Source organism: Pseudomonas sp. TWR3-1-1, from assembly GCF_049896545.1.
In the GTDB taxonomy this organism is placed as follows: domain Bacteria; phylum Pseudomonadota; class Gammaproteobacteria; order Pseudomonadales; family Pseudomonadaceae; genus Aquipseudomonas; species Aquipseudomonas weihenstephanensis.
This window is the reverse complement of record NZ_JAFCUO010000005.1, coordinates 304,427-325,183: the sequence shown is the minus strand read 5'-3', so window position 1 is coordinate 325,183 and position 20,757 is coordinate 304,427. Positions and strand designations below refer to the sequence as shown.

General features: G+C 58.5%; 24 protein-coding genes. 5 read left to right on the top strand and 19 right to left on the bottom strand.

What is annotated here, in order from left to right; all coding sequences use genetic code 11:
- Positions 1 to 3: 3 nt before the first annotated feature.
- Entirely contained in the window at positions 4 to 1,239 is a 1,236-nt protein-coding gene (locus ACP7A4_RS14110) for a 3-methyl-2-oxobutanoate dehydrogenase (2-methylpropanoyl-transferring) subunit alpha (RefSeq protein ID WP_048366118.1), read from the bottom strand.
- A gap of 206 nt (positions 1,240 to 1,445) precedes the next feature.
- Between ACP7A4_RS14110 and bkdR the strand changes: the two genes are divergently transcribed.
- Positions 1,446 to 1,934 carry a Bkd operon transcriptional regulator BkdR gene (gene bkdR / locus ACP7A4_RS14105; RefSeq protein ID WP_048366117.1) on the top strand — a complete coding sequence of 163 codons (489 nt, stop codon included), beginning with the start codon at positions 1,446 to 1,448 and terminating at the stop codon, positions 1,932 to 1,934.
- 6 nt (positions 1,935 to 1,940) lie between these two features.
- Here the strand turns inward: bkdR and ACP7A4_RS14100 are convergent, their stop codons facing one another.
- Positions 1,941 to 2,486: a histidine phosphatase family protein gene (locus ACP7A4_RS14100; protein ID WP_203302496.1), complete on the bottom strand. Its 546-nt coding sequence runs from the start codon at positions 2,484 to 2,486 to the stop codon at positions 1,941 to 1,943.
- A gap of 109 nt (positions 2,487 to 2,595) precedes the next feature.
- On the opposite strand from ACP7A4_RS14100, the gene copC reads away from it, so the two are divergent.
- Together copC and copD are read left to right on the top strand one after the other, a co-directional pair.
- Positions 2,596 to 2,970, top strand: a complete 375-nt coding sequence (gene copC, locus ACP7A4_RS14095; RefSeq protein WP_059763063.1) for a copper homeostasis periplasmic binding protein CopC — start codon at positions 2,596 to 2,598, stop codon at positions 2,968 to 2,970.
- A 4-nt stretch (positions 2,971 to 2,974) separates the two neighbouring features.
- Positions 2,975 to 3,823: a copper homeostasis membrane protein CopD gene (gene copD, locus ACP7A4_RS14090; RefSeq protein ID WP_426247467.1), complete on the top strand. Its 849-nt coding sequence runs from the start codon at positions 2,975 to 2,977 to the stop codon at positions 3,821 to 3,823.
- A gap of 58 nt (positions 3,824 to 3,881) precedes the next feature.
- Here the strand turns inward: copD and lpxO are convergent, their stop codons facing one another.
- From lpxO to ACP7A4_RS14010, 16 genes are all read right to left on the bottom strand, one after another.
- A complete protein-coding gene (lpxO, locus tag ACP7A4_RS14085) occupies positions 3,882 to 4,781 on the bottom strand; it encodes a lipid A hydroxylase LpxO (RefSeq protein WP_059762934.1) in 900 nt (299 codons plus the stop codon).
- 231 nt (positions 4,782 to 5,012) lie between these two features.
- On the bottom strand, positions 5,013 to 5,948 hold the full coding sequence (locus ACP7A4_RS14080) for a PfkB family carbohydrate kinase (RefSeq protein WP_426247464.1): 936 nt from the start codon (positions 5,946 to 5,948) through the stop codon (positions 5,013 to 5,015).
- Positions 5,941 to 7,404: a purine-cytosine permease family protein gene (locus tag ACP7A4_RS14075; RefSeq protein ID WP_426247462.1), complete on the bottom strand. Its 1,464-nt coding sequence runs from the start codon at positions 7,402 to 7,404 to the stop codon at positions 5,941 to 5,943. Before ACP7A4_RS14075 ends, ACP7A4_RS14080 begins: the two co-directional genes overlap by 8 nt.
- A gap of 94 nt (positions 7,405 to 7,498) precedes the next feature.
- On the bottom strand, positions 7,499 to 8,503 hold the full coding sequence (locus ACP7A4_RS14070; RefSeq protein WP_059762931.1) for an ADP-ribosylglycohydrolase family protein: 1,005 nt from the start codon (positions 8,501 to 8,503) through the stop codon (positions 7,499 to 7,501).
- A complete protein-coding gene (locus ACP7A4_RS14065; RefSeq protein WP_059762930.1) occupies positions 8,500 to 9,213 on the bottom strand; it encodes a GntR family transcriptional regulator in 714 nt (237 codons plus the stop codon). Before ACP7A4_RS14065 ends, ACP7A4_RS14070 begins: the two co-directional genes overlap by 4 nt.
- A 157-nt stretch (positions 9,214 to 9,370) precedes the next feature.
- Positions 9,371 to 10,060, bottom strand: coding sequence for an endonuclease (locus ACP7A4_RS14060; RefSeq protein WP_048366108.1), 690 nt, complete (start codon positions 10,058 to 10,060; stop codon positions 9,371 to 9,373).
- Positions 10,061 to 10,064: 4 nt separating this feature from the next.
- Positions 10,065 to 10,316 (bottom strand): DUF1654 domain-containing protein, encoded by a 252-nt coding sequence (locus tag ACP7A4_RS14055; RefSeq protein ID WP_203302501.1) that lies wholly within the window; start codon positions 10,314 to 10,316, stop codon positions 10,065 to 10,067.
- Between the two features lie 181 nt (positions 10,317 to 10,497).
- Positions 10,498 to 11,403, bottom strand: coding sequence for a metal ABC transporter solute-binding protein, Zn/Mn family (locus tag ACP7A4_RS14050; protein ID WP_426247459.1), 906 nt, complete (start codon positions 11,401 to 11,403; stop codon positions 10,498 to 10,500).
- The gene (locus ACP7A4_RS14045) at positions 11,404 to 12,303 is read right to left on the bottom strand and encodes a metal ABC transporter permease (RefSeq protein ID WP_048366105.1); all 900 of its coding nucleotides are present in this window, start codon (positions 12,301 to 12,303) and stop codon (positions 11,404 to 11,406) included.
- The gene (locus ACP7A4_RS14040) at positions 12,300 to 13,055 is read right to left on the bottom strand and encodes a metal ABC transporter ATP-binding protein (protein ID WP_426247456.1); all 756 of its coding nucleotides are present in this window, start codon (positions 13,053 to 13,055) and stop codon (positions 12,300 to 12,302) included. Before ACP7A4_RS14040 ends, ACP7A4_RS14045 begins: the two co-directional genes overlap by 4 nt.
- Positions 13,052 to 13,990: a metal ABC transporter substrate-binding protein gene (locus tag ACP7A4_RS14035; RefSeq protein WP_059762926.1), complete on the bottom strand. Its 939-nt coding sequence runs from the start codon at positions 13,988 to 13,990 to the stop codon at positions 13,052 to 13,054. Before ACP7A4_RS14035 ends, ACP7A4_RS14040 begins: the two co-directional genes overlap by 4 nt.
- 34 nt (positions 13,991 to 14,024) lie before the next feature.
- A complete protein-coding gene (locus ACP7A4_RS14030; RefSeq protein ID WP_059762925.1) occupies positions 14,025 to 14,579 on the bottom strand; it encodes a DUF6162 family protein in 555 nt (184 codons plus the stop codon).
- Positions 14,576 to 14,920, bottom strand: coding sequence for a hypothetical protein (locus ACP7A4_RS14025; protein WP_426247454.1), 345 nt, complete (start codon positions 14,918 to 14,920; stop codon positions 14,576 to 14,578). The genes ACP7A4_RS14030 and ACP7A4_RS14025 overlap by 4 nt, the downstream gene beginning before the upstream one ends.
- Entirely contained in the window at positions 14,920 to 15,462 is a 543-nt protein-coding gene (locus tag ACP7A4_RS14020) for a hypothetical protein (protein ID WP_059762923.1), read from the bottom strand. Before ACP7A4_RS14020 ends, ACP7A4_RS14025 begins: the two co-directional genes overlap by 1 nt.
- On the bottom strand, positions 15,459 to 16,667 hold the full coding sequence (locus ACP7A4_RS14015) for a PepSY-associated TM helix domain-containing protein (RefSeq protein ID WP_059763062.1): 1,209 nt from the start codon (positions 16,665 to 16,667) through the stop codon (positions 15,459 to 15,461). The genes ACP7A4_RS14020 and ACP7A4_RS14015 overlap by 4 nt, the downstream gene beginning before the upstream one ends.
- A 215-nt stretch (positions 16,668 to 16,882) precedes the next feature.
- Complete coding sequence (locus ACP7A4_RS14010) at positions 16,883 to 17,791, bottom strand: LysR family transcriptional regulator (RefSeq protein WP_059762922.1); 909 nt, start codon at positions 17,789 to 17,791, stop codon at positions 16,883 to 16,885.
- Positions 17,792 to 17,885: 94 nt separating this feature from the next.
- On the opposite strand from ACP7A4_RS14010, the gene ACP7A4_RS14005 reads away from it, so the two are divergent.
- Positions 17,886 to 18,662: a sulfite exporter TauE/SafE family protein gene (locus tag ACP7A4_RS14005; protein WP_426247538.1), complete on the top strand. Its 777-nt coding sequence runs from the start codon at positions 17,886 to 17,888 to the stop codon at positions 18,660 to 18,662.
- A gap of 167 nt (positions 18,663 to 18,829) precedes the next feature.
- Positions 18,830 to 19,678 (top strand): hypothetical protein, encoded by an 849-nt coding sequence (locus ACP7A4_RS14000; RefSeq protein ID WP_426247451.1) that lies wholly within the window; start codon positions 18,830 to 18,832, stop codon positions 19,676 to 19,678.
- A 27-nt stretch (positions 19,679 to 19,705) separates the two neighbouring features.
- Here ACP7A4_RS14000 and ACP7A4_RS13995 read toward each other — a convergent pair whose 3' ends face one another.
- Positions 19,706 to 20,656: a siderophore-interacting protein gene (locus ACP7A4_RS13995; protein ID WP_426247449.1), complete on the bottom strand. Its 951-nt coding sequence runs from the start codon at positions 20,654 to 20,656 to the stop codon at positions 19,706 to 19,708.
- Positions 20,657 to 20,757 lie beyond the last annotated feature (101 nt).

Sequence of the window (20,757 nt, the reverse complement as noted above, 5' to 3'; positions counted from 1 at the left end):
TGGTTATAACCCCAATTGCTGACGTTGGCGGCGCAGGTGCTCGGGCATGTCTTTGTACACGTCCTCAAAGATGGTCGCCGCGCTGGGCATTTGCCCGCCCGCCAACGTGCCGAAACGCTCGGCTTCTTTTTGTGCGCCGATGATTTCGGCTTCCAGTTCTGCGCTGACGGCGAGGTGCTCCTCCTCAGACCAGTTGCCTGTGGCAATCAGGTGCTGTTTGAGGCGAACAATCGGATCACCCAGCGGGAAGTGGCTCCAGTCATCGGCTGGCCGGTACTTGGAAGGATCGTCAGAGGTGGAGTGCGGGCCAGCGCGATAGGTAACCCATTCGATCAGCGTCGGGCCCAGATTGCGGCGTGCGCGCTCTGCGGCCCACACCGATGCCGCATAGACGGCGATGAAGTCGTTGCCGTCCACGCGCAATGACGCAATGCCACAGCCCACGCCACGTCCGGCAAAGGTAGTGGACTCGCCACCGGCAATGGCCTGAAAGGTCGAGATCGCCCATTGGTTGTTCACCACGTTGAGGATGACCGGGGCACGGTAAACGTGGGCGAACGTGAGGGCGGTGTGAAAGTCGGACTCGGCGGTGGCGCCGTCACCGATCCAGGCCGAAGCAATTTTGGTATCGCCCTTGATTGCCGACGCCATGCCCCAGCCCACGGCCTGCATGAATTGCGTGGCCAGGTTGCCGGAAATACTGAAAAAACCGTAATCGCGCACCGAATACATGATGGGCAACTGGCGGCCCTTGAGCGGGTCGCGTTCGTTGGACAGCAGCTGGCAGATCAGGTCCACCAGCGGCACGTCGCGGGCCATCAAGATGCTTTGCTGGCGGTAGGTGGGGAAGCACATGTCGTCGATGTTCAAGGCCAGGGCCTGCGCGCTACCGATGGCTTCTTCGCCAAGGCTTTGCATATAGAACGACATTTTTTTCTGCCGCTGGGCGACCACCATGCGCGTGTCGAATATTCGCGTTTTGAGCATGGCGCGCATCCCGGCCCGCAGCACCTCGCTGCTCACGCCTTCGGCCCACGGCCCAAGGGCTTGGCCCTGATCGTCAAGCACGCGGATCAAGCCTTTGGCCAGGTCAGCGGTGTCAGCCGGTTCTACGTCGATAGGGGGCTTGCGCACCAGACCGGCGTCGGTCAGGCGAAGGTAGCTGAAGTCGGTTTTGCAGCCTGGACGGCCAGAGGGTTCGGGAACGTGCAGGCGCAGTGGTGCATAGTCTTGATTCATGGCTTTCTCTACGCTCGATCTTGTCGTGATTATTAGGGCGCGGGAGCTAGGTAATGCATGCAAGAACTTTGCGGGAATCCCGCAGATCTTGTCCTACAACAATCATATTCCGGACAGTGAAGATTATTTATCTGTAGTTCGTTGTGCTTTGTAGTGATTAAGGATAAGAATTCTGCATAAACATAAAAAACAGGTGGTTTTGTCTCATGCGTAAGCTAGATCGAACGGATATCGGGATTCTCAATCGCCTTCAGGAGAACGCGCGCATCACCAATGCGGACCTTGCGCGCTCGGTCAACTTGTCGCCCACCCCGTGCTTTAACCGGGTCAAGGCGATGGAAGAACGTGGCTTGATTCGCGAACAAGTCACCTTGCTTGACGCCGACATGCTGGGCTTGCACGTCAATGTGTTTATCCACGTGAGCCTGGAAAAACAGGTCGAGGAAGCGCTCCAGCATTTCGAGGCGGCGATCTCGGACCGGCCCGAAGTGATGGAGTGCTATTTGATGGCGGGCGACCCCGACTATCTGATCCGGGTATTGGTGCCGAGCATTCAGGCGCTGGAGCGCTTCATGATGGACTTTCTGACTAAAGTGCCGGGCGTGGCCAACATCCGCTCCAGCTTCGCCCTTAAGCAAGTGCGCTATAAAACGGCACTGCCCTTACCGGCGGGCGGGTTGGTGCTGGAGGAGTAGGGCGGATCAGAACCGCAGTCGCCAGCGCCCGTTAAAACGCAGGTCGACGATGGCCAGCGGCTCAATGTCGATCAGGTTGAAGGACGCGGTGCTGGCGGCCAAGGCATGCAGGAGGGCGGCGCGTATCACGAACGGGTGAGTGACCACGGCGAAATGGCCGTCTTCGCCAAACGTGTCGAGCCAGTTGCCCACGCGCAGGCACAAATCCTGAACCGATTCGCCATTGTGCGGCGCAGCATTGGGGTTGCTGAGCCAGTCAGCCAGCACGTGCGGGATGCTCTCTTGCAGGTCTGCAAGGCTCTGGCCTTTCCAATCGCCGAAATCGTAATCCTCCAGTGCGGGTACGATTTCAATCTCGCCGCCCAACGCGTGTGCTGTTTGCAACGCACGGGTTTCCGGCGCGCACAGAATACGCACGGGCTTCTTCAAAACAGCGGCCATTTGCGTGGCTTTTTCCAGGCTTTTGGCTTCTGCCGGTTCATCCAGCGCAAAGCGTCCCAGGCGCTGGGCCTGCGTGCGGGCGTGGCATACAAAGCTGAGACGAATGGGCATGGGTAAAAACCTGTGGATTATGATCAGGCGATCAGTGTGGGCAGCGCAGCTCCTCAATCGAGCTTAGGCGCGTATTATGACCGCGTATTTCCAATTCAAGGACATTGTCATGCCGGTCACTCTGCTGAAAAAACTTTTCAATGCCACGGCCCTGCTGGCGCTGATGGCCAGCGCGGGGACTGCGTTTGCCCATGCTCATCTCGAACAGTCGACGCCCGCGGCGGACAGCACCGTTGCCAGCCCTGCGCAGCTGCGCCTGCAATTCACCGAAGGGGTCGAGCAGGCGTTTACCAAGGTTGTGATCAGTCGCGATGCAGCACCTGTTCCCGTGAGCAGCGTCAAGACCGAACCCACGGACAAAAAAGTATTGATCGTGACCCCGGCCGCGCCGTTAGCACCCGGTGACTATCAAGTGAAGTGGCATGCCGTGTCGGTTGATACGCACAAAAGCGAGGGGCAGTACCGTTTCACCGTGAGTCAGTGAGTTGATGCCTGACCCGATGGTGGTGTGCCGTTTTGTGCATTTTGCCGCGGTGCTGCTGATGTTTGGCGCCAGTGCCTTTCGGTGTCTGCTGCCAGGCCGTGCGGTGAGCAGGGCGGTTGATCAGGCGTTGCTCACGGTCTGCCGCGTACTGGCCTGTGTGGCGCTGGCCAGCGCAGTCTGTTGGTTATTGCTGACCACGCAAGCAATGGCAGGCAGTTGGTCAGACACCGTGCAACCTTCGACGTTGTGGCTGGTACTGGGCAGCACCTTTTTCGGTCAGGTGTGGGCCGCGCATTTACTGTTCAGTGGCCTGTTAGTCACGGCTATGTACGCTCGCGTTCAGTTGCGGATTCGTTGCCTGCTCGGTTTTTTGTTGCTCATCACCCTGGCCCCGGTTGGGCATGGCGCCATGCTCGACGGTTGGCAGGGGCAATTGCTCATGCTCAATCAAGCGATACACCTGACGGGCGTGGGCGCTTGGTTGGGCGGTTTGCTGGTGTTATGGCTGGTCCTCAAACACCCCGGCGAGGTGAATGTGCAGCGGCTGCTGTGGCGCTTTAGCCAAATGGGTGGTGTGCTGGTGGCTGCGATCGTGTTCACAGGCCTGGTCAATACCCGTGTGCTCACGGGGCAGTTTTGGCCGACGCCGTTGTTTAACGGTTTCGCCTTGATCCTGTTGATCAAGGTGCTGGTGGTGGTGGCGATGCTGGGGCTGGCGCTGTTCAACCTGTTGATGAGCCGTGCGGGTCATACCAGGGTCTTGCGCCGCAGCGTGCTGGTGGAAGGGTTGCTTGGGCTGGCGGGTGTGGCTGCCGTGTCGTTGCTGGGGACGTTGCCGCCGCTGGTGATCTGAAGCATTAGATCGCAGCCTGCGGCAGCTCCTGCACGGTGACTCAACTGCTGTGCCTGCATCAGATCAACAGGAATAAAGCCAGCAAACCGGCGAAAATGGCCCATTTTTCCAGGTAGTAACGCGTGCGATTGCGTTTTTTCAGTTCTTTGCCGCGTAAACGAATTTTGTACAGCTTGGTAAAGGCACGATTAAGCCCGCCGATTTTGTCGTTCGCGTCATTCGGTGAGCTGGCGGATGCCATCACCGTGCGGCTGAACCATTGGTTAAATGCTGCCGCCCAGCGGTACTGCATCGGGCGTTCAATGTCGCAGAACAAAATGATGCGGTTTTTGTCGGTTTTGTTCTCGGCGTAATGGATGAACGTTTCGTCGAACATCACCCCTTCGCCATCACGCCAGTAATAGTTCTGGCCGTCCACATTGATGTAGCAGCCCGGATCGTTGGGCGTATCCAGACCCAAGTGGTAGCGCAAGGAACCCGCATACGGGTCGCGGTGGCGCACCAGCTTTGAACCCGCAGGCAGCTCGGCAAACATCGCAGCCTTGATGGAGCCGATGCCGTTGAGCAGTTCGATGGTGCGGGGGCATAACTCGACGGCAGAAGGGTGATTGTCGCCATACCATTTGAGGTAGAAACGCTTCCAGCCAGTTTTGAAAAACGAGTTGAAGCCGACGTCGTTGGGGGTTTCGGAGCGCTTGATCTCGCCCGCGTGCATCAGTTGGCGCGCTTCCTCGCGAATCTCTTGCCAATGTGCTTGCAACACGTTCAGTTCGGGAAAGTCCGCCGGTTTTAAGTACGGCTGGCTGGGCACTTTGGAGAACAGATACAGGAAGCAGTTGATGGGCGCCAGAAAGGTGGAGTGGTCGCTTAATTGACGGCCCAGCTTATGCCGAACCTTGCCCCGCAGGTGGACATACGCGATGGACAAAACGTAAACAGCAATAATGATGAGTTTCAAAAGTATCGTCACAAGTCGAGAGAAAACGCCGTCCCGCGTGCACGCAATTGGCCCGAAATCTTGAAGATTTACCGGGCACAGGTGTCGCAGGAGGTAAGCCAATGGGTAAGGTTAAAACAGCCCTTTGGGCATTTTCCAGCTTTTATGAAGATTTTTATACACTTTTGCTTACAGTCTTTGGTCGGGTTGCTTGTAGGAATTTGACTGAGTGCTCTTGTGCTAAATCTATTTTTAAAGATTGAAATCCGCATGTCGGGCCATGAAAGCGTCGATTTCATGGTCGTGTGGCGCAGTCGCCGGGCCTCTGCGTGTGACCGCAATGGCGGCGCCAGCGTTGGCTCGACGTGCAGCATCAACCGGTGATTGACCGGCCATCAATGCGGCGATCAATACCCCCGTGTGAGCGTCGCCAGCACCATTGCTGTCGACGGCCTGCACGCTGAACCCGGCAAGGGCGTGTTGGCCGTGCGGGTCGCTGATCCAGCAGCCTTGCGCGCCATCGCGGATCACCTTCAAGCAGTCACGCGCCAAGCGCCCTTGCAGTGCGAGTAACGCCTGGGCAAGGGTTTGAGTGCCCGTCAGGATCTGCGCCTCAAGGCGGTTGCTGGTCCACAGGTTGAGGCGCGGTAGCAACGCGTGCATCAGCTCGGCGGGGATGTCCCCAAGCAAAGGTCCAGGGTCAAAGCTGACGTGCACGCTGTGCGCCAATCCCAGTAACCAGTGCAGTAACGGCTTGGCCTTGGCGCTGTGCAGCAGGCTGTAACCGCTGACATACACCGCGTCGTGTGGCTCAACCCGAACCCGCGCCAGATCATCGGATGTCAACACACCTTCCGCGCCAATATAGGAAATGAACGTGCGCTCAGCGCTGGCCTCAGTCAGTGCCACGCACAGCCCGGTGTCTTGGTCCGCAGCTGGCGCCAGGGTGGGGGTAATGCCTTCTGCGAGCATCGCCTGACGCGCCAGGTCGCCGAACGGGCCTTGGCCATGTCGGCCCAGATACCAGGTGGACAGGCCGTTGCGCTGCGCCGCTGCCATCACATTAAAGCCGCCGCCTGCCTCAAAACGGGCACTTTTTGCCAAGGCATCGCCCCCGCTGACCGGCAGGGTGTCGAGTGCCATTACCAGGTCGATGATGATTTGGCCGGTGTGCAGCAATCTAGACATTGGTAAATCGCTCTGCAGCCTGTCGCCGGTCTTTGGCGCCACCCATCACGGCGTACAAGCCGCCCGCCACCACCAAGGTGACGACCCAGCCCAGTCCGTTATGGCCCAGCCAGGAGTTCGCCAATGGGCCGACGAACCAGTCCGTGTCGTTGCTGCCCACGCGGGTAAAACAAAACCCCAGCACCAGTGCCACGGCCCAGGCACTCAGGGCGCGCCATTCGATGCCGCCGCTGTACCAGTAGGCGCTGCTCGCACTGACGTCCAGTAAGTCTTTGGCGCTGTAGTAATGACGATGGATCAAGTCCACGACAAAGATGGCTACCCACGCAGTAATCGGAATTGCCGTCAGGGAAATAAAGGTAATGAACGGCCCGTAAAAGCTGTCGGCGTAGAGCATGAAGTAAATCGAGCCACAAAAAATAGCGACGATATCAACCACGACTGCCTGCACCCGTTTGATCTTTACCCCGAGGGTCAACGTGGTCAGGCCAGCGGAATAGACCGACAGGTGATTGGACAGCAACAAGCCGCCAAACGCGCTGAGCAGATAAGGCACGGCCATCCATGCCGGGAGCATGTTGCGGATCGCGGCAACGGGGTCGGTGGCGGAGGCTAATGTCTGATTGCCTACTGACAGTAAGCCGCCGAGCGTGATCAACAGCACCAGCGGTATACCCGCACCCCACGCAGCAGACGCCACCAGTTGCGTTGCGCTGACGGTGTGCTTTTGGTAGCGCGACATGTCGGCGCCCGCGTTGGCCCAGCCGATCCCGGTCCCTGCCGCCATGATGCCAATTCCTATAACCACTGCGCTCATGGGAGCAGGGCTGGCGCTAAACACGGCATGCCAATCGATGGTCGCGCACAGGAATCCACCCACCAGCAGGTTGAGCGCGCCGAACACATAAGTGGCCCACTTCTGGATTAGCAGCAAGGTGGCATGGCCCAAGCCCGACACTGCCAGCGTGAGCAGGGCAAAAATACCGATGAAGGTCAGCGTTAGCAGGGGGGCGCTTTTAGCTTCGGTCGGGGTACCAAACACGATGCTGTTCAGTGCCAGTAATACAAAGGCTGCCGTCGTGGTGTTGACGGTTTCCCAGCCGACCCGTGAAATCAGCGAGACCAGAGTGGGACCGATGTTGCCCCGCACGCCGAAAATAGCCCTCGACAGAGTCAGGCTGGGCGCACGCCCACGGCGGCCAGCAATCGAGATCACCCCGACCACGGCGAACGAGCCGGCAGCGCCAATCAAGGCAACGAGGATGACTTGCCAGATAGCCAGTTGGTGAAAGGCGACCAGTGTGGCGCCCAGTGGCAGGCCGAGGATGCTGATGTTGGCGGCAAACCATACCCAGAACAGTTGCAGCGGGTTGCCGTTGCATTCGTTTTCGGGGACTGGCTCGATGCCGCGGGTTTCCAGTTGTCCGGCACTGTGCCCGACGCGAAGGTGACTCATGGGGTGCAGCTCCTGAGGCTGTTTTTATGGTTGTAAGCAGCGTGTCGCGCAGGCTTCAGTGTTCAAGCCTGTGTGCATTCCATTGCGGGGGAGTTTAGGCGTTGCGCAGGTTCAGTAGCGCCTTGACCAAGGGTTCAAGTTGCAACTGATTGACCTCTTTTACGTGGCCTATCAGCGGCGCAGGCCAGTGATCCAGCCCTTCGCACGCGCCGAGCATGGCCCCGAGTACGGCGCCAATGGTGTCGGTATCACCACCAATGCTGGCGGCCATGCACAGCGCGTCGAAACTGTTCATGGCGCCACTGGCCACACGTTGCGCCAGCGCAAAAGCGGCGACTACAGACTCTTGCGAGGCGACAGAGGTGCCAATCACGTCATACAGCAAGTCGCCCAGGTTATCGTTATTGCACCGCGTGCTGGCTTCGCGCGCCCAACGTATACGCGGCCCGATGCGAGCACCTGCCACCCAATGCCCATGATGCTCGGCTCTAAAGGCCATTTCAGTGCCAGCATTGAGCGCGTGTTCCAGTGTTTTGCCATTGATGCCGCTTGATACAACGGCTGCCACGGCGGCTGCGCTGGCGATGCCCAGACTGGTGTTGTGGGTCACTTGGCAGGCTTGAACGACTGCGTTGAGGAAGTGATCGGGGCGGGCGATATCGCAGGCGATCCCCACCGGGGTGATGCGCATGGCCGCGCCGTTGGTGGTGCCGAAGCGTCCCGCCTCTGCAACGCTGTGGCCGGCCAGGATCAGGCTGAGTGCGTGCTTGGTTGAAGGGCCCAACAGGTCTTGTGAGCCTTTGGCTTGCATGCGGGCTTCCCAGTCGATCAACCGTCGCGCCAGTTGTGCGGGATCTATGCGGGCATCCCCTTCGACCAGCAACTGTGCGACCAGAATGGCTTGCTCGGTGTCGTCGGTGATGGATCCCTTGGGCATGTTGGGCGCAATGGGTTGATCGGCGGGCGCGTCTTGCAGGTCGGTGATGGCGCCGAAACGTTCGAGGATCTGGGCTCGGCTAAACGATTGGGTGGGCATACCCAAAGCGTCCCCCAATGCCAGCCCGTAAAAGGCCCCCAGGGCGCGATCCAGTTGACTCATGTTGGCGTTCCAAACGATTGGTGCATCCGAAAATGCAGGGGATCAAGCCAGCTTTCGACCTGCTCCATAAAACGCCCCTGCCGGTCGTAGGTGGTGCGCAAGGCTTTGAGGAAAACAGTGCCGGGCGCACGGCCCAGCAGCAGCGCTTCTTCCTCACTCAAAGGTTCGGCCCCGATCCATTGATCGCCACGCTCACCCACGAAGCCGTAGGCGGCGAGGGTAATGGTCAACGAATTATCGATCAGTCCCACACGCGGCAAACTTTCAAGACCGTGGGTGGCAGGCATCAGCGAGCGCTCCAGCGAAACGGCGGTGCCATCAGCCCGTCGCCGCCGACGGTCGAGCGCAATGAAATGGCTCACGCCAAACTGATGGAGCAATTCAGGCCGTTCGATGGCTTCAAATCGCAGCAACTCAGTGTGGATACGCGCACCGGTGTCGGCCAGTGCCTGAGTCCAGCCGTTGTTTTGGTCCAGAGTCATGCCGTCATAGGTGACAACAGAGCCGCCGCCCGTTTGCATCGCGATGTAACGCCGGCGTTCCAGTTCAGTCAAGGCATGACGCAACGTGCTGCGACTGACGCCCAGCTCTTGAGCCAGTTGGTCTTCTTCAGGGAGGGGTAAACCATCGGCTAATAGCCCGCTTTCTATCCGGTGAACGAGTTCATCAACCACGCGTTGCTTCTTGTTGGAACGAGCTTGTCTAATCATGTGCAGAGTAATAGCTCAGTAATGGCACTTGGGCAATAAATGGACCTCTTTGATGAGGGTAAAACGCCAAGGCGCCACAACCGATCCACTCATGTGTGGACACCTTGAATCCTGCATTGGGTGCAGGACCCAAGGCTTAGTAAAGCCGACTTTTAATTCAGCCGCAGGCCTTGAGATTAACGGGGCCGACAAATTCATTTCCGCGGCCCATGACACAGGCAACCGCCTGGTTGCGTTGACGTTCCCACGCCTGCACCGGGTAGGTTTTATCCCAAGCCTGGTACAGCTGAAGGTCTTGTTTGGACAGGCGTAAATTGTAGCGCTTGCTCATATAAAAGTAGGTGCGTGCAATCATCCCGCGGATGGAGGGGCGTGGCATGACCTTTTTGGCTTTGAAGTCGACCTGGGTCAAACACGAACCGTACTGGGCGGGTTGTGCCGGGAGCCAGCCAAAGCTGAAATTGTTACGGTCGCCGTTGACCTCGCCAATGCTTGGCACCAGGTTGTGCAAGTCGGCCTCAGCCACCTTGTACACCGGGTCGTTACGGGTGCAGTTTTTGCGTCCACCTTTTTGCCAGCATTGACGTTGATGACCAATTTGCCACGCCGGCACGATATGTTCCCATTCGATGCGTGCCGCGCGATTGGCATTTTTTCGCGGCACGTAACCACATGCTTGCAAGTTGACGCGGTTGCCGGTGTATTTACAGCCACAGTAAAACTCGGTGGACTGTGGCGCGTAGAGCTTCCAGGCAACCTTTTTTGCTTCGCTAAAGGTTTGCGGCGCAGCCGCCTGTACGCTTAAAGCAGTGAAGAGGCTGGCAAGTGCCAGTAAACGAACCCTCATTAACTCAGTCTTCCTCGGGCACGGTCCAGAAAACGTTGAACCCACCACAATCGCGGTGGGCAATGGTGACGTTATCGTTTTCGGAGATTTCTTCTATCAGGCGTTCCCACCACTCCGGGTTGTCACCTTCCTGACGCAAAAGGACAGCCATTTTGGCTTTTTGTGCCTTGGGAGAACTGATTTCTTTTTGAATGCGAAGTCCGAAAAGTTCGTAGGGGGTCGGAGGGGTTGGCGCTTTCGCTGCTTTTTTAGCCATGATGCGATCCTTGGTTAGCTGTATGCGCATACAGTATTTAACTGCGCGTCATTTCGCAACCGTTTGGTGCATCGGCGCTGCTTTTACGCGGTGTCCGTTTATCCATTTATGGCATGAGCGGCTCCGGTTGCGGCCTTGTATACAAGGCCGCAACCGAGTTTTGCAGCGATGTGGAAAATCTCTAGCGCTTGGTCAAACCCTTAACAATCGCCTCGATATTGCTTTGCAATTCGGCGACCGGGTCAGCCCCGTCCGTGCTGATCACCAGCAGTTCACTGCCACCTTGCGTCACCGCTGTTTTTAATGCGTCGGACGGTGCGCGATGGTCCAGCACCAATGCAACGTCATTGTCTTTCAGGGTTTGGGTCAGGGCGTTGAGGGTTTCGGGTGTCCACGTCTGGTCAGGGCTGTGCTCGACGTCCACGCGCTCCAGATTCAAGCCGCCCAGCAGGTAGTCCAGTCGATCGGACAAGCTCACCACGCTCAGGTTATCGGCCTTGGCCAGTTGCGCTTCGCTGTCGGCGTTGAGTTTGAGCAGGCGTTGCTTGAGGGATGCCAGGTTGGCTTCGATCTGCGGTTTGGCGGCGGGCGCCAGGCGCACCAGGTCGGCCGCGATAACGTCGGCCATACGCCCCATGTTGTTGCTCGCCAGCCACGGTTGACTGTTGAGACCGTCGTGCGGGGTGCCCGGTTGCAAGGCGATGCCCGGCAAGCTGCCGTCGACCGGGCGTGCTGCATCGACTTCGACGATGCGGATGTTGCTGCGCCGTGCCATTGGGTAGAGCGGGTCATCGCTCCACACTGAGCGCAGCCCGATCACCGCGTCGGCGTGTTCAGCCAGTTTGTGCAGGGCAGGGGCGCCGCGACCGCTGAAGTAGGCGCTCTGTCGACTGCCGGGCAAGTTGGCGGCAGCGGCGCGTTCCAGGCTCACGCCGCTGTCGTTGAGCAACAATTGGCCCAAGCCATAGGTGATGGGCAGGCTGGCCAGAATGCGCACCGGTGGTGAGGGCGCATCGGCGGCCTGAAGCGGTGAGCTGAACAGGCCGGTGAGGGCCAGCGCGAGGGTGAGGGTGCGCAAAGTGTGCATTTATCCAATATTCCCTTTCAGGCTGGGGACCACCCCGCGCGCAATGGCAGCGAGGGCGAAGGCGATACCGGCCACCAGAATGATCGCAGCGCCGGAGGGGATCGGCAGGTCGAACACAATCGGTAGCAGGATGCCGCAGAGCGTGCTGACAGTGGCGATCAGGACCGAGATCCAGAAGAAGCCTCTGAGCGACTGGCTGAGCAAGCGCGCAGCCGCTGCGGGTATGACCAGCAAAGCGCCGACCAGAATCGCACCGATGACTTTCACGGCGGCCACGGTGATGAGCGTCACCAGAATCACGAACAGGTAGTCCAGCGACTTCACGGCGACCCCGCGCACGGCGGCCAGTTGCGGGTTGAAGCTGGCGAGCATGATGCGGTTGTACAACGGCAGGCTCAGCCCCAGCACCAACGCGCCGACAATGGCCAATACCAGCAGATCGTTGCCGTTGACGGTCAGAACGGAGCCAAACAGTACGTTTTCGAGGATATGCACGTTGATCTTGCCCGCCAGAATCAGCAGCAGGCTGGCGCCCAGTGCCAACGAGACGGACAGGAATACGCCGATCAAGGTGTCCGGGGCTAACCCGGTGCGATTACGCAGGTAATTCAGGGAAATGCCGAACAGCAAGCAATAGCCGAACAGGCTGCCATACGGGCCGGTGTAGGGTTCGCCGAGCAAGATACCAATGGCCACGCCGGTCAGCGCCGCGTGCCCGACCGCTTCGGAAAAGAACGCGAAGCGCTTTACGACCACCAACGTGCCCAGGCCGCCGAGCACGGGGCCGATCAGCAGCCCGGCGAGCAAGGCGTTGACGACAAAACCATAGGCCAGAACTTCGGGCAGGTAACCCGCTGTGGCCCAGCCCTGCACCATCAGGCGAAATGCTTCGTAACTCATGAGTGAGCACTCCCCTGAGCGGTGGGATGGGTTGAGAACAGGCTCAGCAAGCGATCGGGGCTGAGGGTGTGCTCGGGAGGCCCGTCAAACAGCACGCGGCGATTGAGGCCGGTTACGCGCTCTGCCAAACGTTTTACCGCTGCCAAGTCATGCTCGATCCACACCACGGTGACACCGCTCTGCCGCCAGTCGGCGAGCAGGCGCTCAAAGACTTGAGCACCGGCTTCGTCCAGCGCAGACATCGGTTCATCCAGTACCAGCAACTGCGGGGAGGGAATCAGCCCTTGCGCGAGCAATACGCGCTGGCGCTCGCCACCGGACAGAGCGCCCATGCGCCGTTTGCGTTTGTCTTGCATGCCCACCCGCTCCAGCGCGTCACCAATCGCTGGCGCCACCTTGCGTGACAGCCCCATGAATGCAGGCAGGCGCTGACACATGGCGGCCATGAAATCGTCGACGGTCATGGGCAAGCCGCGGTCGAATTCCAGTGCTTGTGGCACGTAGCCGATCAGGCCAGGTTCGGCAGGCCAGTTCAGGCACAGACGGCCCTGATGGGGCATTTGCCCGAGCAGGGTCTTGATCAGTGAGCTTTTGCCGCCGCCGTTGGGTCCGACCAGTGCGTGCACACTGCCGGGGCGAATGTTGAAGCTGACATGATCCAGAATCAGGGTGCGCCCCAGAGTCAGCGAGACCTGATCAAACTCCACGCCCGGGCCTGCAGTGACGGTGCCCAAAGGCTCAGCTGCGCTCATGCGCCTGCCTCCTGTATCGCCTTGACCACGGTATTGAGGTTGCCGGTCATTTCTTTTTCGTATTTATCGGCGCTGTAGTCGCCATACGAAATGTGCGACAGCGGGTACAGCTTGACCCCGGACTCACGCTGAATGGTGTCGACATAGGTGGACGGGAAGTCCATCTCCGAGAAAATCACTTTCACATCCAGCGCGCGCAATTGGTCGATGGTTTTTTTCAGTTGGCTGGGGCTTGGTTCGATGCCGTGTGCAGGCTCGACCACAGCGGTGACCTCCAGGCCGAATTCGCGCAGCAGATAGTCGTAAGCCGCGTGTACGGTGGCCACGCGCAGGTCGGCATTGGGTGCTTCGGTCAGTTTCGCCAGCGCTGCGGCGCGCATCTGGCGCAGGCGTTTGCCATAGGCGCGCGCATTGGCGGTGTAGGTTTTGGCGTTGGCCGGGTCAAGCTTGCCCAGCTCGCGGGCAATGTTGTTGACCTGAGCAATCGAGGCGCTGATCGACAGAAAGGTGTGCGGGTTGACCACCTTGCCAGCACCGCGAGCCGCATTGCCGGTGGCTGCCAGCAACGGGACGTTTTGATTGGCCTCGATCACCGGGATGTCGGGGCGTTCACTGGCTTCGATCATGCGGTCGGCGAAGTCGTCATGGCCAACGCCGTTGAGCACGATCACGTCCAGCGTGCCGATGCGTTTGATGTCCTCGGCACGCGGTTCGTAGGCATGGGGGTTAAAGCCTGCCGGAATCAACGGCACGACCTCGGCCTTGTCGCCAACGATATTGCTCACGTAGCTGTAATACGGGTGCAGGGTGATGCCAATGCGCAACGGTTTGGCCAGCGGTGCAGGGGTGTCGGCAAAGGCTTGCGGCGCAAGGCAAAAGGCAAACAGGCCGGCCAGCAACAAGGTGCGGCGACGCAGAACAGATGAAATGGACATGGCGAGCAGTCTTCTCTCAGGTCAAGCGGTGGGTTCAGTGCCGATGCTGGCGAGTCACCCCGGCATCGAATTGCGCGATCACTTGCTGCCAGCCACTCTGGTTCAGGGCTGCATCGCTAAAATCGGTGGGGGCGCTGACAGCGCTGTTGCGGTTAAGCCACACGTCAGGCTGCGCGCCAATGCGCAGTAAAAACGAGCCGGCAACGCTTGGGTTCGGGCTGATGCCCAGATACGCCTCATCGCCGAGCAACTGCCATTGATGGCCGCCGCGACTGACTGAGCTGGCATCGATGGCAAACGGTGCAAAACCTTCAGCGGCCAGTTCGGTGGGTTCGGGCAGGGCGTTTGAGTCTTCGCCTAACAGCTGGATTTCGTCGAGGGTGACCCGCAGGTCGGCATAGATCCCTTGTTCGGCGGCGCTCAGATCGCGTCGTGCATCCAGTTGATGGGACGCCACCGAGGTGACGGCTTGCGTTTCGTGACGCCAGGCCACCACCGAACCTGCGACCGTCAGGATCAACAGGCATAACAGCAGCACATACAGGGTTTCATGCCCGGCTCCGGCCGGGCGCACGACGTGAGTGTTCATGGGGCCTCGATGTCGGCTTGGTCAATTTCGACGATGTGGCCGGGACCTGCGTCGAACAGCACATAAAACTCAGCATCGGGCTTTTTGAAGGTGAGGGTCGAATCGGCCCCCAGCTTGCCGGGTACCAGAATGGTCTCGTCGTAGCCGATGACGTCCAGGGTGACGCCCGGCGCACCGCTGCCATCCGAGAACCCGCCCGTGCAGCGTATTTGCGCACCTTCGATTTCTTTGCATTCGCACATGGGGTTGTGGGCCAACGCCTGATGGCTGACCCCCAGCAATGCCACCAAACCTGCGGTCATCAGCCGTCGTGTTCGGCGGTTGGACAAACGTGCGCTCATTACTTGCCTCCTCGTTGTTTGAGCCAGGCCACCGTGGCCGGTGAGGCTTGCTTCAGGGGAATGGATGCCTGATGCACCGAACCGTCCCAGCCTTCCAGGGTGATCCACAGGTCGGCATCCTCTTGGGTGCGCAGCGGGATCGGCACGGTGGCTCCCAGGCGATAAGGCGTACCGAAGAAAATCACCCCGGCGGTGCGCAAGCTGCGCGGCTTGCCAACACGCAGGTAAACGGCCTTGACCGGTTCGATGCAGGCGTCGCACAAGGCCGCGTTAAAGCTTTTCATGTAGCCTGCCGGGCCATCCGGGCGCGGGGCTTCATCGCGCAGTTCGGCCAGTTGCAGGCTCCAGGGGCCGATCTCAACGGTGCCGACTTCGCGCTCGCCCAAGCCGCTGTCGCCGCGAAACAGCGACGCATCGGCAAAGTATTTGGGCATGAAGCCCAATGGCACCAGCAACAGCAGGATGTTGATGTGAAAGCGCCATTTATGCCAAAACCGGCTCAGGCTGCTGGAAGTCGGCTGTGCAGCCGCTGCCTTGCTCATGCGTTGGCCTCCGAGGTGGCGTCAGTGCGGGCGGTGGCCGCTTGCGCGGGTACTGAACGTGCGGGCTTATTGCTGCGCTTGAGCGCATTGGCGGTGGCCAGCGCGGTGCGTTTGGTCCAGATCAATAGCCCGCTCAACACCATCATGCTCAGGATCAGGCCGAAGAAGAACCAGATCAGCTTGACCCACAGCCCGCCGAAGTCACCGGTGTGCAAAGGGCGCATGGACTCTGTGACCAGCTCCAGGCCGGAGCGGTCGGCGATCATCCGTGAGCCTTCGATCAGGCCGTTATACGGGTTGATGTCGGCGGTCTGGAACAGCAGGGGATACCAGCCCGGCCCGCCGACTTCGATGTGGCCGAAGGCATTGCTGGGCAAACTGATGAAGCTGGCTTCAAGCCCCGGGATTTTCTCGGCAGCAATGGCCACGGCCTTGTCCAGGCTGATCTGCGGGGCCGGTTTGCCGTCTGGCATGATCGGGACATCCTGACGCGCCACCACTGGCGGGTTACCTTCCGTGGAAATGGAAATCTGGTTATCGAACATGAACGCCTGGATCAGGAACCACAGGCCGCTGATGGAGATCACCGCGATAAACCAGATGGACCAGATGCCGCACAGGCGATGGAAGTCGCCCCAGAAAATCCGTGCGCCGTGCTTGAAGCGCAGGTTGGGCTTGAAGAAGCCTTTCCAGAATTTTTTGTACACCACCAGCCCCGTGACCAACGAGGCCAGCAGCGGCAAGCCGAGGAAGGACACCAAATACCAGCCCCAGCTGTAGCCGTTGGTGAACGGCACCAGCCACCAACCGTGCAGGGCGCGGGTAAAGGCCTTGAAGTCGAAAGCTGGGCTCTCGCCCTGAATCGCCCCGGTGTACGGGTTGATATAGAGCGACGGTGAGCGCCCGTCCGGGTACACCACATCGGCCACCAGTGCGAAATGCGATTCGTCCGGTCGGCTGATCGACTGCACGGCAAGCTTGGGTTCTGCCTGGTGAATGGCGTTGAGCACTTGCTCATAGGTGAGCAGCGGTGCGTCGTCCGAGGGTTGGCTGGCGCGGGCTTCAGGGGTGGCGAGCCACACAATCTCCTGGCTGACCACCGCCAGGGTGCCGGTGACGCACACAATCAGCACAAAGAACCAGATCGGCAGGGTGAGCCAACTGTGAACCAGAAACCAAAGCTTGGAGCGGGACTTTTTGGACATGGGAAACGGCAAACTCGCGGTTGAGCGGGTGTTAATCGCCATTGAGAAGCGATTGCTTATCCATGTAGGACGGATGAGAAAGGCAAAACCCTAACCTTGAGATGTAAAGAATTGTTTCTACGGGCGTCTGGGGCGCAGAAACATCAGCGCCCGGCGGCCTTTGCTGGCCAGAGAATGAAGGGGCCATCACTGATAACGAGTGAGGGAATGGAAAATTAGCCGTGGACGCGCACTTGATGTTCAGCACAGACATGCTGGAAGTGTTTGACGAAGGCCGTCACCAAAGATGGGCCGCGTTCGCGATACGCCAGCGCGACAGTGCTCTCACAGCCGTCATCAGCCAACTCAATCCCGTGCAATGAACACGCCCGCACTGTGGAGGCAGGCAACAATGCGATCCCGAATCCGGCCTGAATCAGCATCGACTGCGTACTTTTGAGTGAATAAACCTGCGCTGATTTTGGCGAAAACCCGGCGCGCGCGCACAGATCGTAAGAAAGGGAACTCAGCCCGCCACGTTTGGCGTGGGTGATCGTTACAAAGTGTTCGTCCTGCAATTCGACCAGTGTCATGCGCTGCCGCGAGGCCAACGGGTGACTGGGGCTCACGGCCACCACCACCTTCTCGGTAAAGAGCGGGACAAGCTTGATGTCATTCAATTGATGCAGCACCGGGAGTCGGAGCAAGCCCACATCGGTACGGCCCTCCACCAGGTTCAATAGTTGTGTTTCTGAGGATTCTTCTGACACTTCAATGCAGACATCAGGGGATGCTTCCAGGTACAGCCCCATCACCTCTTTTAACCTGCCGATCAGTGGCACGGTGCTGGCGTGGCCCAAGCGGATTGTGCCGCTTTGCCCCAGACCCGTTGAGGTGGCCAGGCGGCTGGCACTTTCAACGTCAATCAAAATAGCTTTGGCTCTGGGTAAGAAGGCTAAACCGGCGTGGGTCAGCTCCGGTTGGCGCGCGGTGCGCTCAAATAACAGAATGCCCAAGTGTTTTTCTAATGCCTGGATTTGCCGGCTGAGTGCCGATTGAGCAATAAACAGCGTTTGTGCCGCTGCCATGAAACTGCCGTTTTCTGCGATGGCTACAAAATAGCGTAACTGTTTCATCGAAATCATAAGCGCTATGCCGAAATGAGATAGGTGGCTTGTTTTTTTGATATTAGTCGAGCTTTTCAGGGTTGGGTAGGCTGTCTCAAATACCTGGGAAGTTCTGGCAATGCTCGATTTTATTCTTCATGCCCCGTATGCGCAGGCACAGTTTTTAATCATCTTTGCGACGGTCAGTGTGGCGTATGTCATTTTTGGTATTGCGGGGTTTGGAACGGCGCTGGTGGCCGGACCTGTGCTGCTTCATTACATGCCACTGTCGCAAGTCATTCCCTTGTTGGTGTTATTGGACTGTGTGGCGGCTTTTGGCCGATTGGCGCGCTCATATAAAAATGTGGTGCATGCAGAGTTGTTCAGGTTAGTGCCCTTTATGGCGCTCGGCAGTGTGGCGGGCATCGTAATACTGCTGAGCACTCAGGCGGATGCACTGCTGTTGATGATGGGCTGTTTTGTCACGTTGTATGCCGTCTATGCGTTATTCACGCCGCGACCAAAGACGGTATTAGCGACTGCATGGGCAATGCCCTTGGGGGGCAGTGGCGGATTAGTGGGCGCGTTGTTTGGCAGTGGCGGATTTTTGTACGCCATTTATTTAAATGGCCGTCTCCAGACCAAAGAAAAAGCCGGTGCCACACAAAGTACCTTGATCGGGATCAGTACCTTGGTACGGCTGACGATGTTAACGCTGGCGGGCACCTATACCGACCTTTCATTGTGGGTGATGGCGCTCTATTTATTACCGGCCTTGATCGTGGGGCTTTGGGCGGGCAACCACATTACGCTCAGAGTGTCGCGTGAAACCTTCATACGGGCAGTGAATGTGATCATATTGGCCAGCGGTGCGATGCTGATCTATCGCGCTTATATGAACGGGTTTTAGTCCAGGTTCAAACAGGGCTGTTTTACCTCGCTGCGTGGCGTTAAATGGGCAGGCTTCAGGGGCATATTCCAAGACCTGAGATGAAGCTTGCCGTGAGCCACGTTAATAGCTTTATGGCGCGTGATGGGTTACAAGTGCCGCCTGAAAAAATGGACTAAGAGGTCGCAATGGACGCCGCACGCACAAAAATATTACCGGCAGTTGTCTTGGGTGTGTGTCTTACGCTGCTGTCAGGGTGTGGGACGATATTAGGTCATCGAACAGGCACGTTTGATGGTGTTAACGAAGATATAAAAATAGTTAGCGAGCCTTTATTTTGGGTGGTTTCCTTGGGTTTAGTGCCACTGATGGCAATAGTCTCCATGCCAGTGGATCTGGGAGTAGATATTGTTTTATACCCTTACGATGCCTATCAAAAAAGTAAGCCGGTGGTGGTGTACATGCCCCCTCCGGTGGGCTATTCGGCACCGCTTTACAGCATAAATTTAACCGGTGCCAGCGACTTCGATTACATGGCTTGGCCTCCTTATTCGGCGCCGACCGGCAATACGGATTTTATTGAAAATGCGCCCTTCAGATTAGAGAGAGCCCTTATTGCAAAAGCTGTAGCAGCACCCGACCCCAAGAGCGGTGTTGAACCCGTCGCGGGGACGATTAATCCGGCGCAATTGTTTGCGGCTGATCCGCGCAATTCGGGCAAAGCCATGAGCTTTCACAAAGTAGGGCCGGTGTATCAAGCGCCTAATGGGGTCAACTATAGAAATACAATAAAAATAAAAGAAACCCTTCTGGCCAGTGCTGAGAAAGTGGCAGACAAGTCGATCATCATTTACTTCATGCCGTGCAATGAACTGGTCTTTGTTCGATCAAATACGTCGGTGTATGACCCTGGCGCGTTGAATCAACCTGAGGTGCAGGCTGTCTTTAAATCGTTGAAACAGCAGGCCGCGCAGGGTAAGTGCCCTTTGCCTGCGCCGCATAACAAGGCTGTTTTGAACCCTGGCAAAGTGGTTTGAACAATCACATGCACGCAACGGTTCGCCTTACTCCAGCGACCGCCCCAATTTCCAATAGCCCATGAGCGTCAGTTGCTGGCGCTGTAGCCCTTGTTCGTTGATCAAGAACCTGCGAATGGCCATGACCGCAGCCGATTCCCCCGCGACCCACGCATAAAAATCGCCCCGTTTGGCACTGGCCCGTTCCCACGGGCGTTGTGTGTTCAGGTCCAGTTCTTCAATGGGCGATGTGCTGTCCAAATTGCCGCGCACCGGCGGCAAACGCGCCAGTTCGCGGGCGGCCAGGGTCATGCCTTCGCCATGTTGCTTGCCCAGGCTGGCACGGGGCAACCAGTGCACCTTGGCGTTCAAACCGCACAGCAGCGCCAGGCAATCTGACTCTTCAGGCACTTCAATAAAGGCCTGTACGTGCGGTGCATCCGGGTGCTCGGTGAGTTGTTCGAGAATACCGGCGATGGCAGGCAAGGCGGTTTCGTCGCCAATCAGCAGCACCTGACGCACGCCTTCAGGCGGTTGCCATTCGTAGCCGCCGGGGTCGCTGCGGTACGCGGCATTGGGCGCGACGATTTGTAGCCCGTCGCCCGGCACACTGTGTGCGGCCCAACGCGAGGCAGGCCCTGTTTCGCCGTGCAGCACAAAGTCGATGTCCAGCTCGTTTGCTTCGGGGCGCAGGTAGCGCAGGGTGTAAGTGCGCATGGGCGGTGTTTGGTTGGCGCTCATGGCGCGACGCGCGGCCTGCCAGTCGCCGGTTTTGGGCAGATCGGGCGCGCTGCCATCGGCAGCCGGAAAGAACAGTTTGACCCGCTGGTCTGGCGCAAGCGTGCGCATCAGCGCTACGTCTTTGCCGCTGAACACACAGCGCAGCAGTGAGGGGCTCAAGGCAATGCGTTGCTTGAGCTGGATATCGAACAGTTCATAACCGCTGGGTTTGCTCAGGCGTTTGCGCAGGGTTTGCACCAGCGTGGCGGCGACAGACATAAACAGCACCATGTTAAACAGGAGTCGTTCTCTATAACGTTGCCGGGGCGCTTCAATTTAAGACCGCTGGTGCACGGGCTCAGCGCGTTAATTTTCCGCGC

What these genes read in the sequence shown, in the direction of transcription:
- ACP7A4_RS14045 (WP_048366105.1), bottom strand. Translation starts at nt 12,303, where the DNA reads ATGAGTTACGAAGCATTTCGCCTGATGGTGCAGGGCTGGGCCACAGCG.
- ACP7A4_RS14100 (WP_203302496.1), bottom strand. Translation starts at nt 2,486, where the DNA reads ATGCCCATTCGTCTCAGCTTTGTATGCCACGCCCGCACGCAGGCCCAG.
- ACP7A4_RS14055 (WP_203302501.1), bottom strand. Translation starts at nt 10,316, where the DNA reads ATGGCTAAAAAAGCAGCGAAAGCGCCAACCCCTCCGACCCCCTACGAA.
- ACP7A4_RS13995 (WP_426247449.1), bottom strand. Translation starts at nt 20,656, where the DNA reads ATGTCTGTCGCCGCCACGCTGGTGCAAACCCTGCGCAAACGCCTGAGC.
- ACP7A4_RS14075 (WP_426247462.1), bottom strand. Translation starts at nt 7,404, where the DNA reads ATGAGTCACCTTCGCGTCGGGCACAGTGCCGGACAACTGGAAACCCGC.
- ACP7A4_RS14110 (WP_048366118.1), bottom strand. Translation starts at nt 1,239, where the DNA reads ATGAATCAAGACTATGCACCACTGCGCCTGCACGTTCCCGAACCCTCT.
- ACP7A4_RS14000 (WP_426247451.1), top strand. Translation starts at nt 18,830, where the DNA reads ATGGACGCCGCACGCACAAAAATATTACCGGCAGTTGTCTTGGGTGTG.
- ACP7A4_RS14035 (WP_059762926.1), bottom strand. Translation starts at nt 13,990, where the DNA reads ATGTCCATTTCATCTGTTCTGCGTCGCCGCACCTTGTTGCTGGCCGGC.
- ACP7A4_RS14065 (WP_059762930.1), bottom strand. Translation starts at nt 9,213, where the DNA reads ATGATTAGACAAGCTCGTTCCAACAAGAAGCAACGCGTGGTTGATGAA.
- ACP7A4_RS14060 (WP_048366108.1), bottom strand. Translation starts at nt 10,060, where the DNA reads ATGAGGGTTCGTTTACTGGCACTTGCCAGCCTCTTCACTGCTTTAAGC.
- ACP7A4_RS14030 (WP_059762925.1), bottom strand. Translation starts at nt 14,579, where the DNA reads ATGAACACTCACGTCGTGCGCCCGGCCGGAGCCGGGCATGAAACCCTG.
- copD (WP_426247467.1), top strand. Translation starts at nt 2,975, where the DNA reads ATGCCTGACCCGATGGTGGTGTGCCGTTTTGTGCATTTTGCCGCGGTG.
- bkdR (WP_048366117.1), top strand. Translation starts at nt 1,446, where the DNA reads ATGCGTAAGCTAGATCGAACGGATATCGGGATTCTCAATCGCCTTCAG.
- copC (WP_059763063.1), top strand. Translation starts at nt 2,596, where the DNA reads ATGCCGGTCACTCTGCTGAAAAAACTTTTCAATGCCACGGCCCTGCTG.
- ACP7A4_RS14040 (WP_426247456.1), bottom strand. Translation starts at nt 13,055, where the DNA reads ATGAGCGCAGCTGAGCCTTTGGGCACCGTCACTGCAGGCCCGGGCGTG.
- ACP7A4_RS14025 (WP_426247454.1), bottom strand. Translation starts at nt 14,920, where the DNA reads ATGAGCGCACGTTTGTCCAACCGCCGAACACGACGGCTGATGACCGCA.
- ACP7A4_RS14015 (WP_059763062.1), bottom strand. Translation starts at nt 16,667, where the DNA reads ATGTCCAAAAAGTCCCGCTCCAAGCTTTGGTTTCTGGTTCACAGTTGG.
- ACP7A4_RS14010 (WP_059762922.1), bottom strand. Translation starts at nt 17,791, where the DNA reads ATGATTTCGATGAAACAGTTACGCTATTTTGTAGCCATCGCAGAAAAC.
- ACP7A4_RS14020 (WP_059762923.1), bottom strand. Translation starts at nt 15,462, where the DNA reads ATGAGCAAGGCAGCGGCTGCACAGCCGACTTCCAGCAGCCTGAGCCGG.
- ACP7A4_RS14080 (WP_426247464.1), bottom strand. Translation starts at nt 5,948, where the DNA reads ATGTCTAGATTGCTGCACACCGGCCAAATCATCATCGACCTGGTAATG.
- ACP7A4_RS14070 (WP_059762931.1), bottom strand. Translation starts at nt 8,503, where the DNA reads ATGAGTCAACTGGATCGCGCCCTGGGGGCCTTTTACGGGCTGGCATTG.
- ACP7A4_RS14050 (WP_426247459.1), bottom strand. Translation starts at nt 11,403, where the DNA reads ATGCACACTTTGCGCACCCTCACCCTCGCGCTGGCCCTCACCGGCCTG.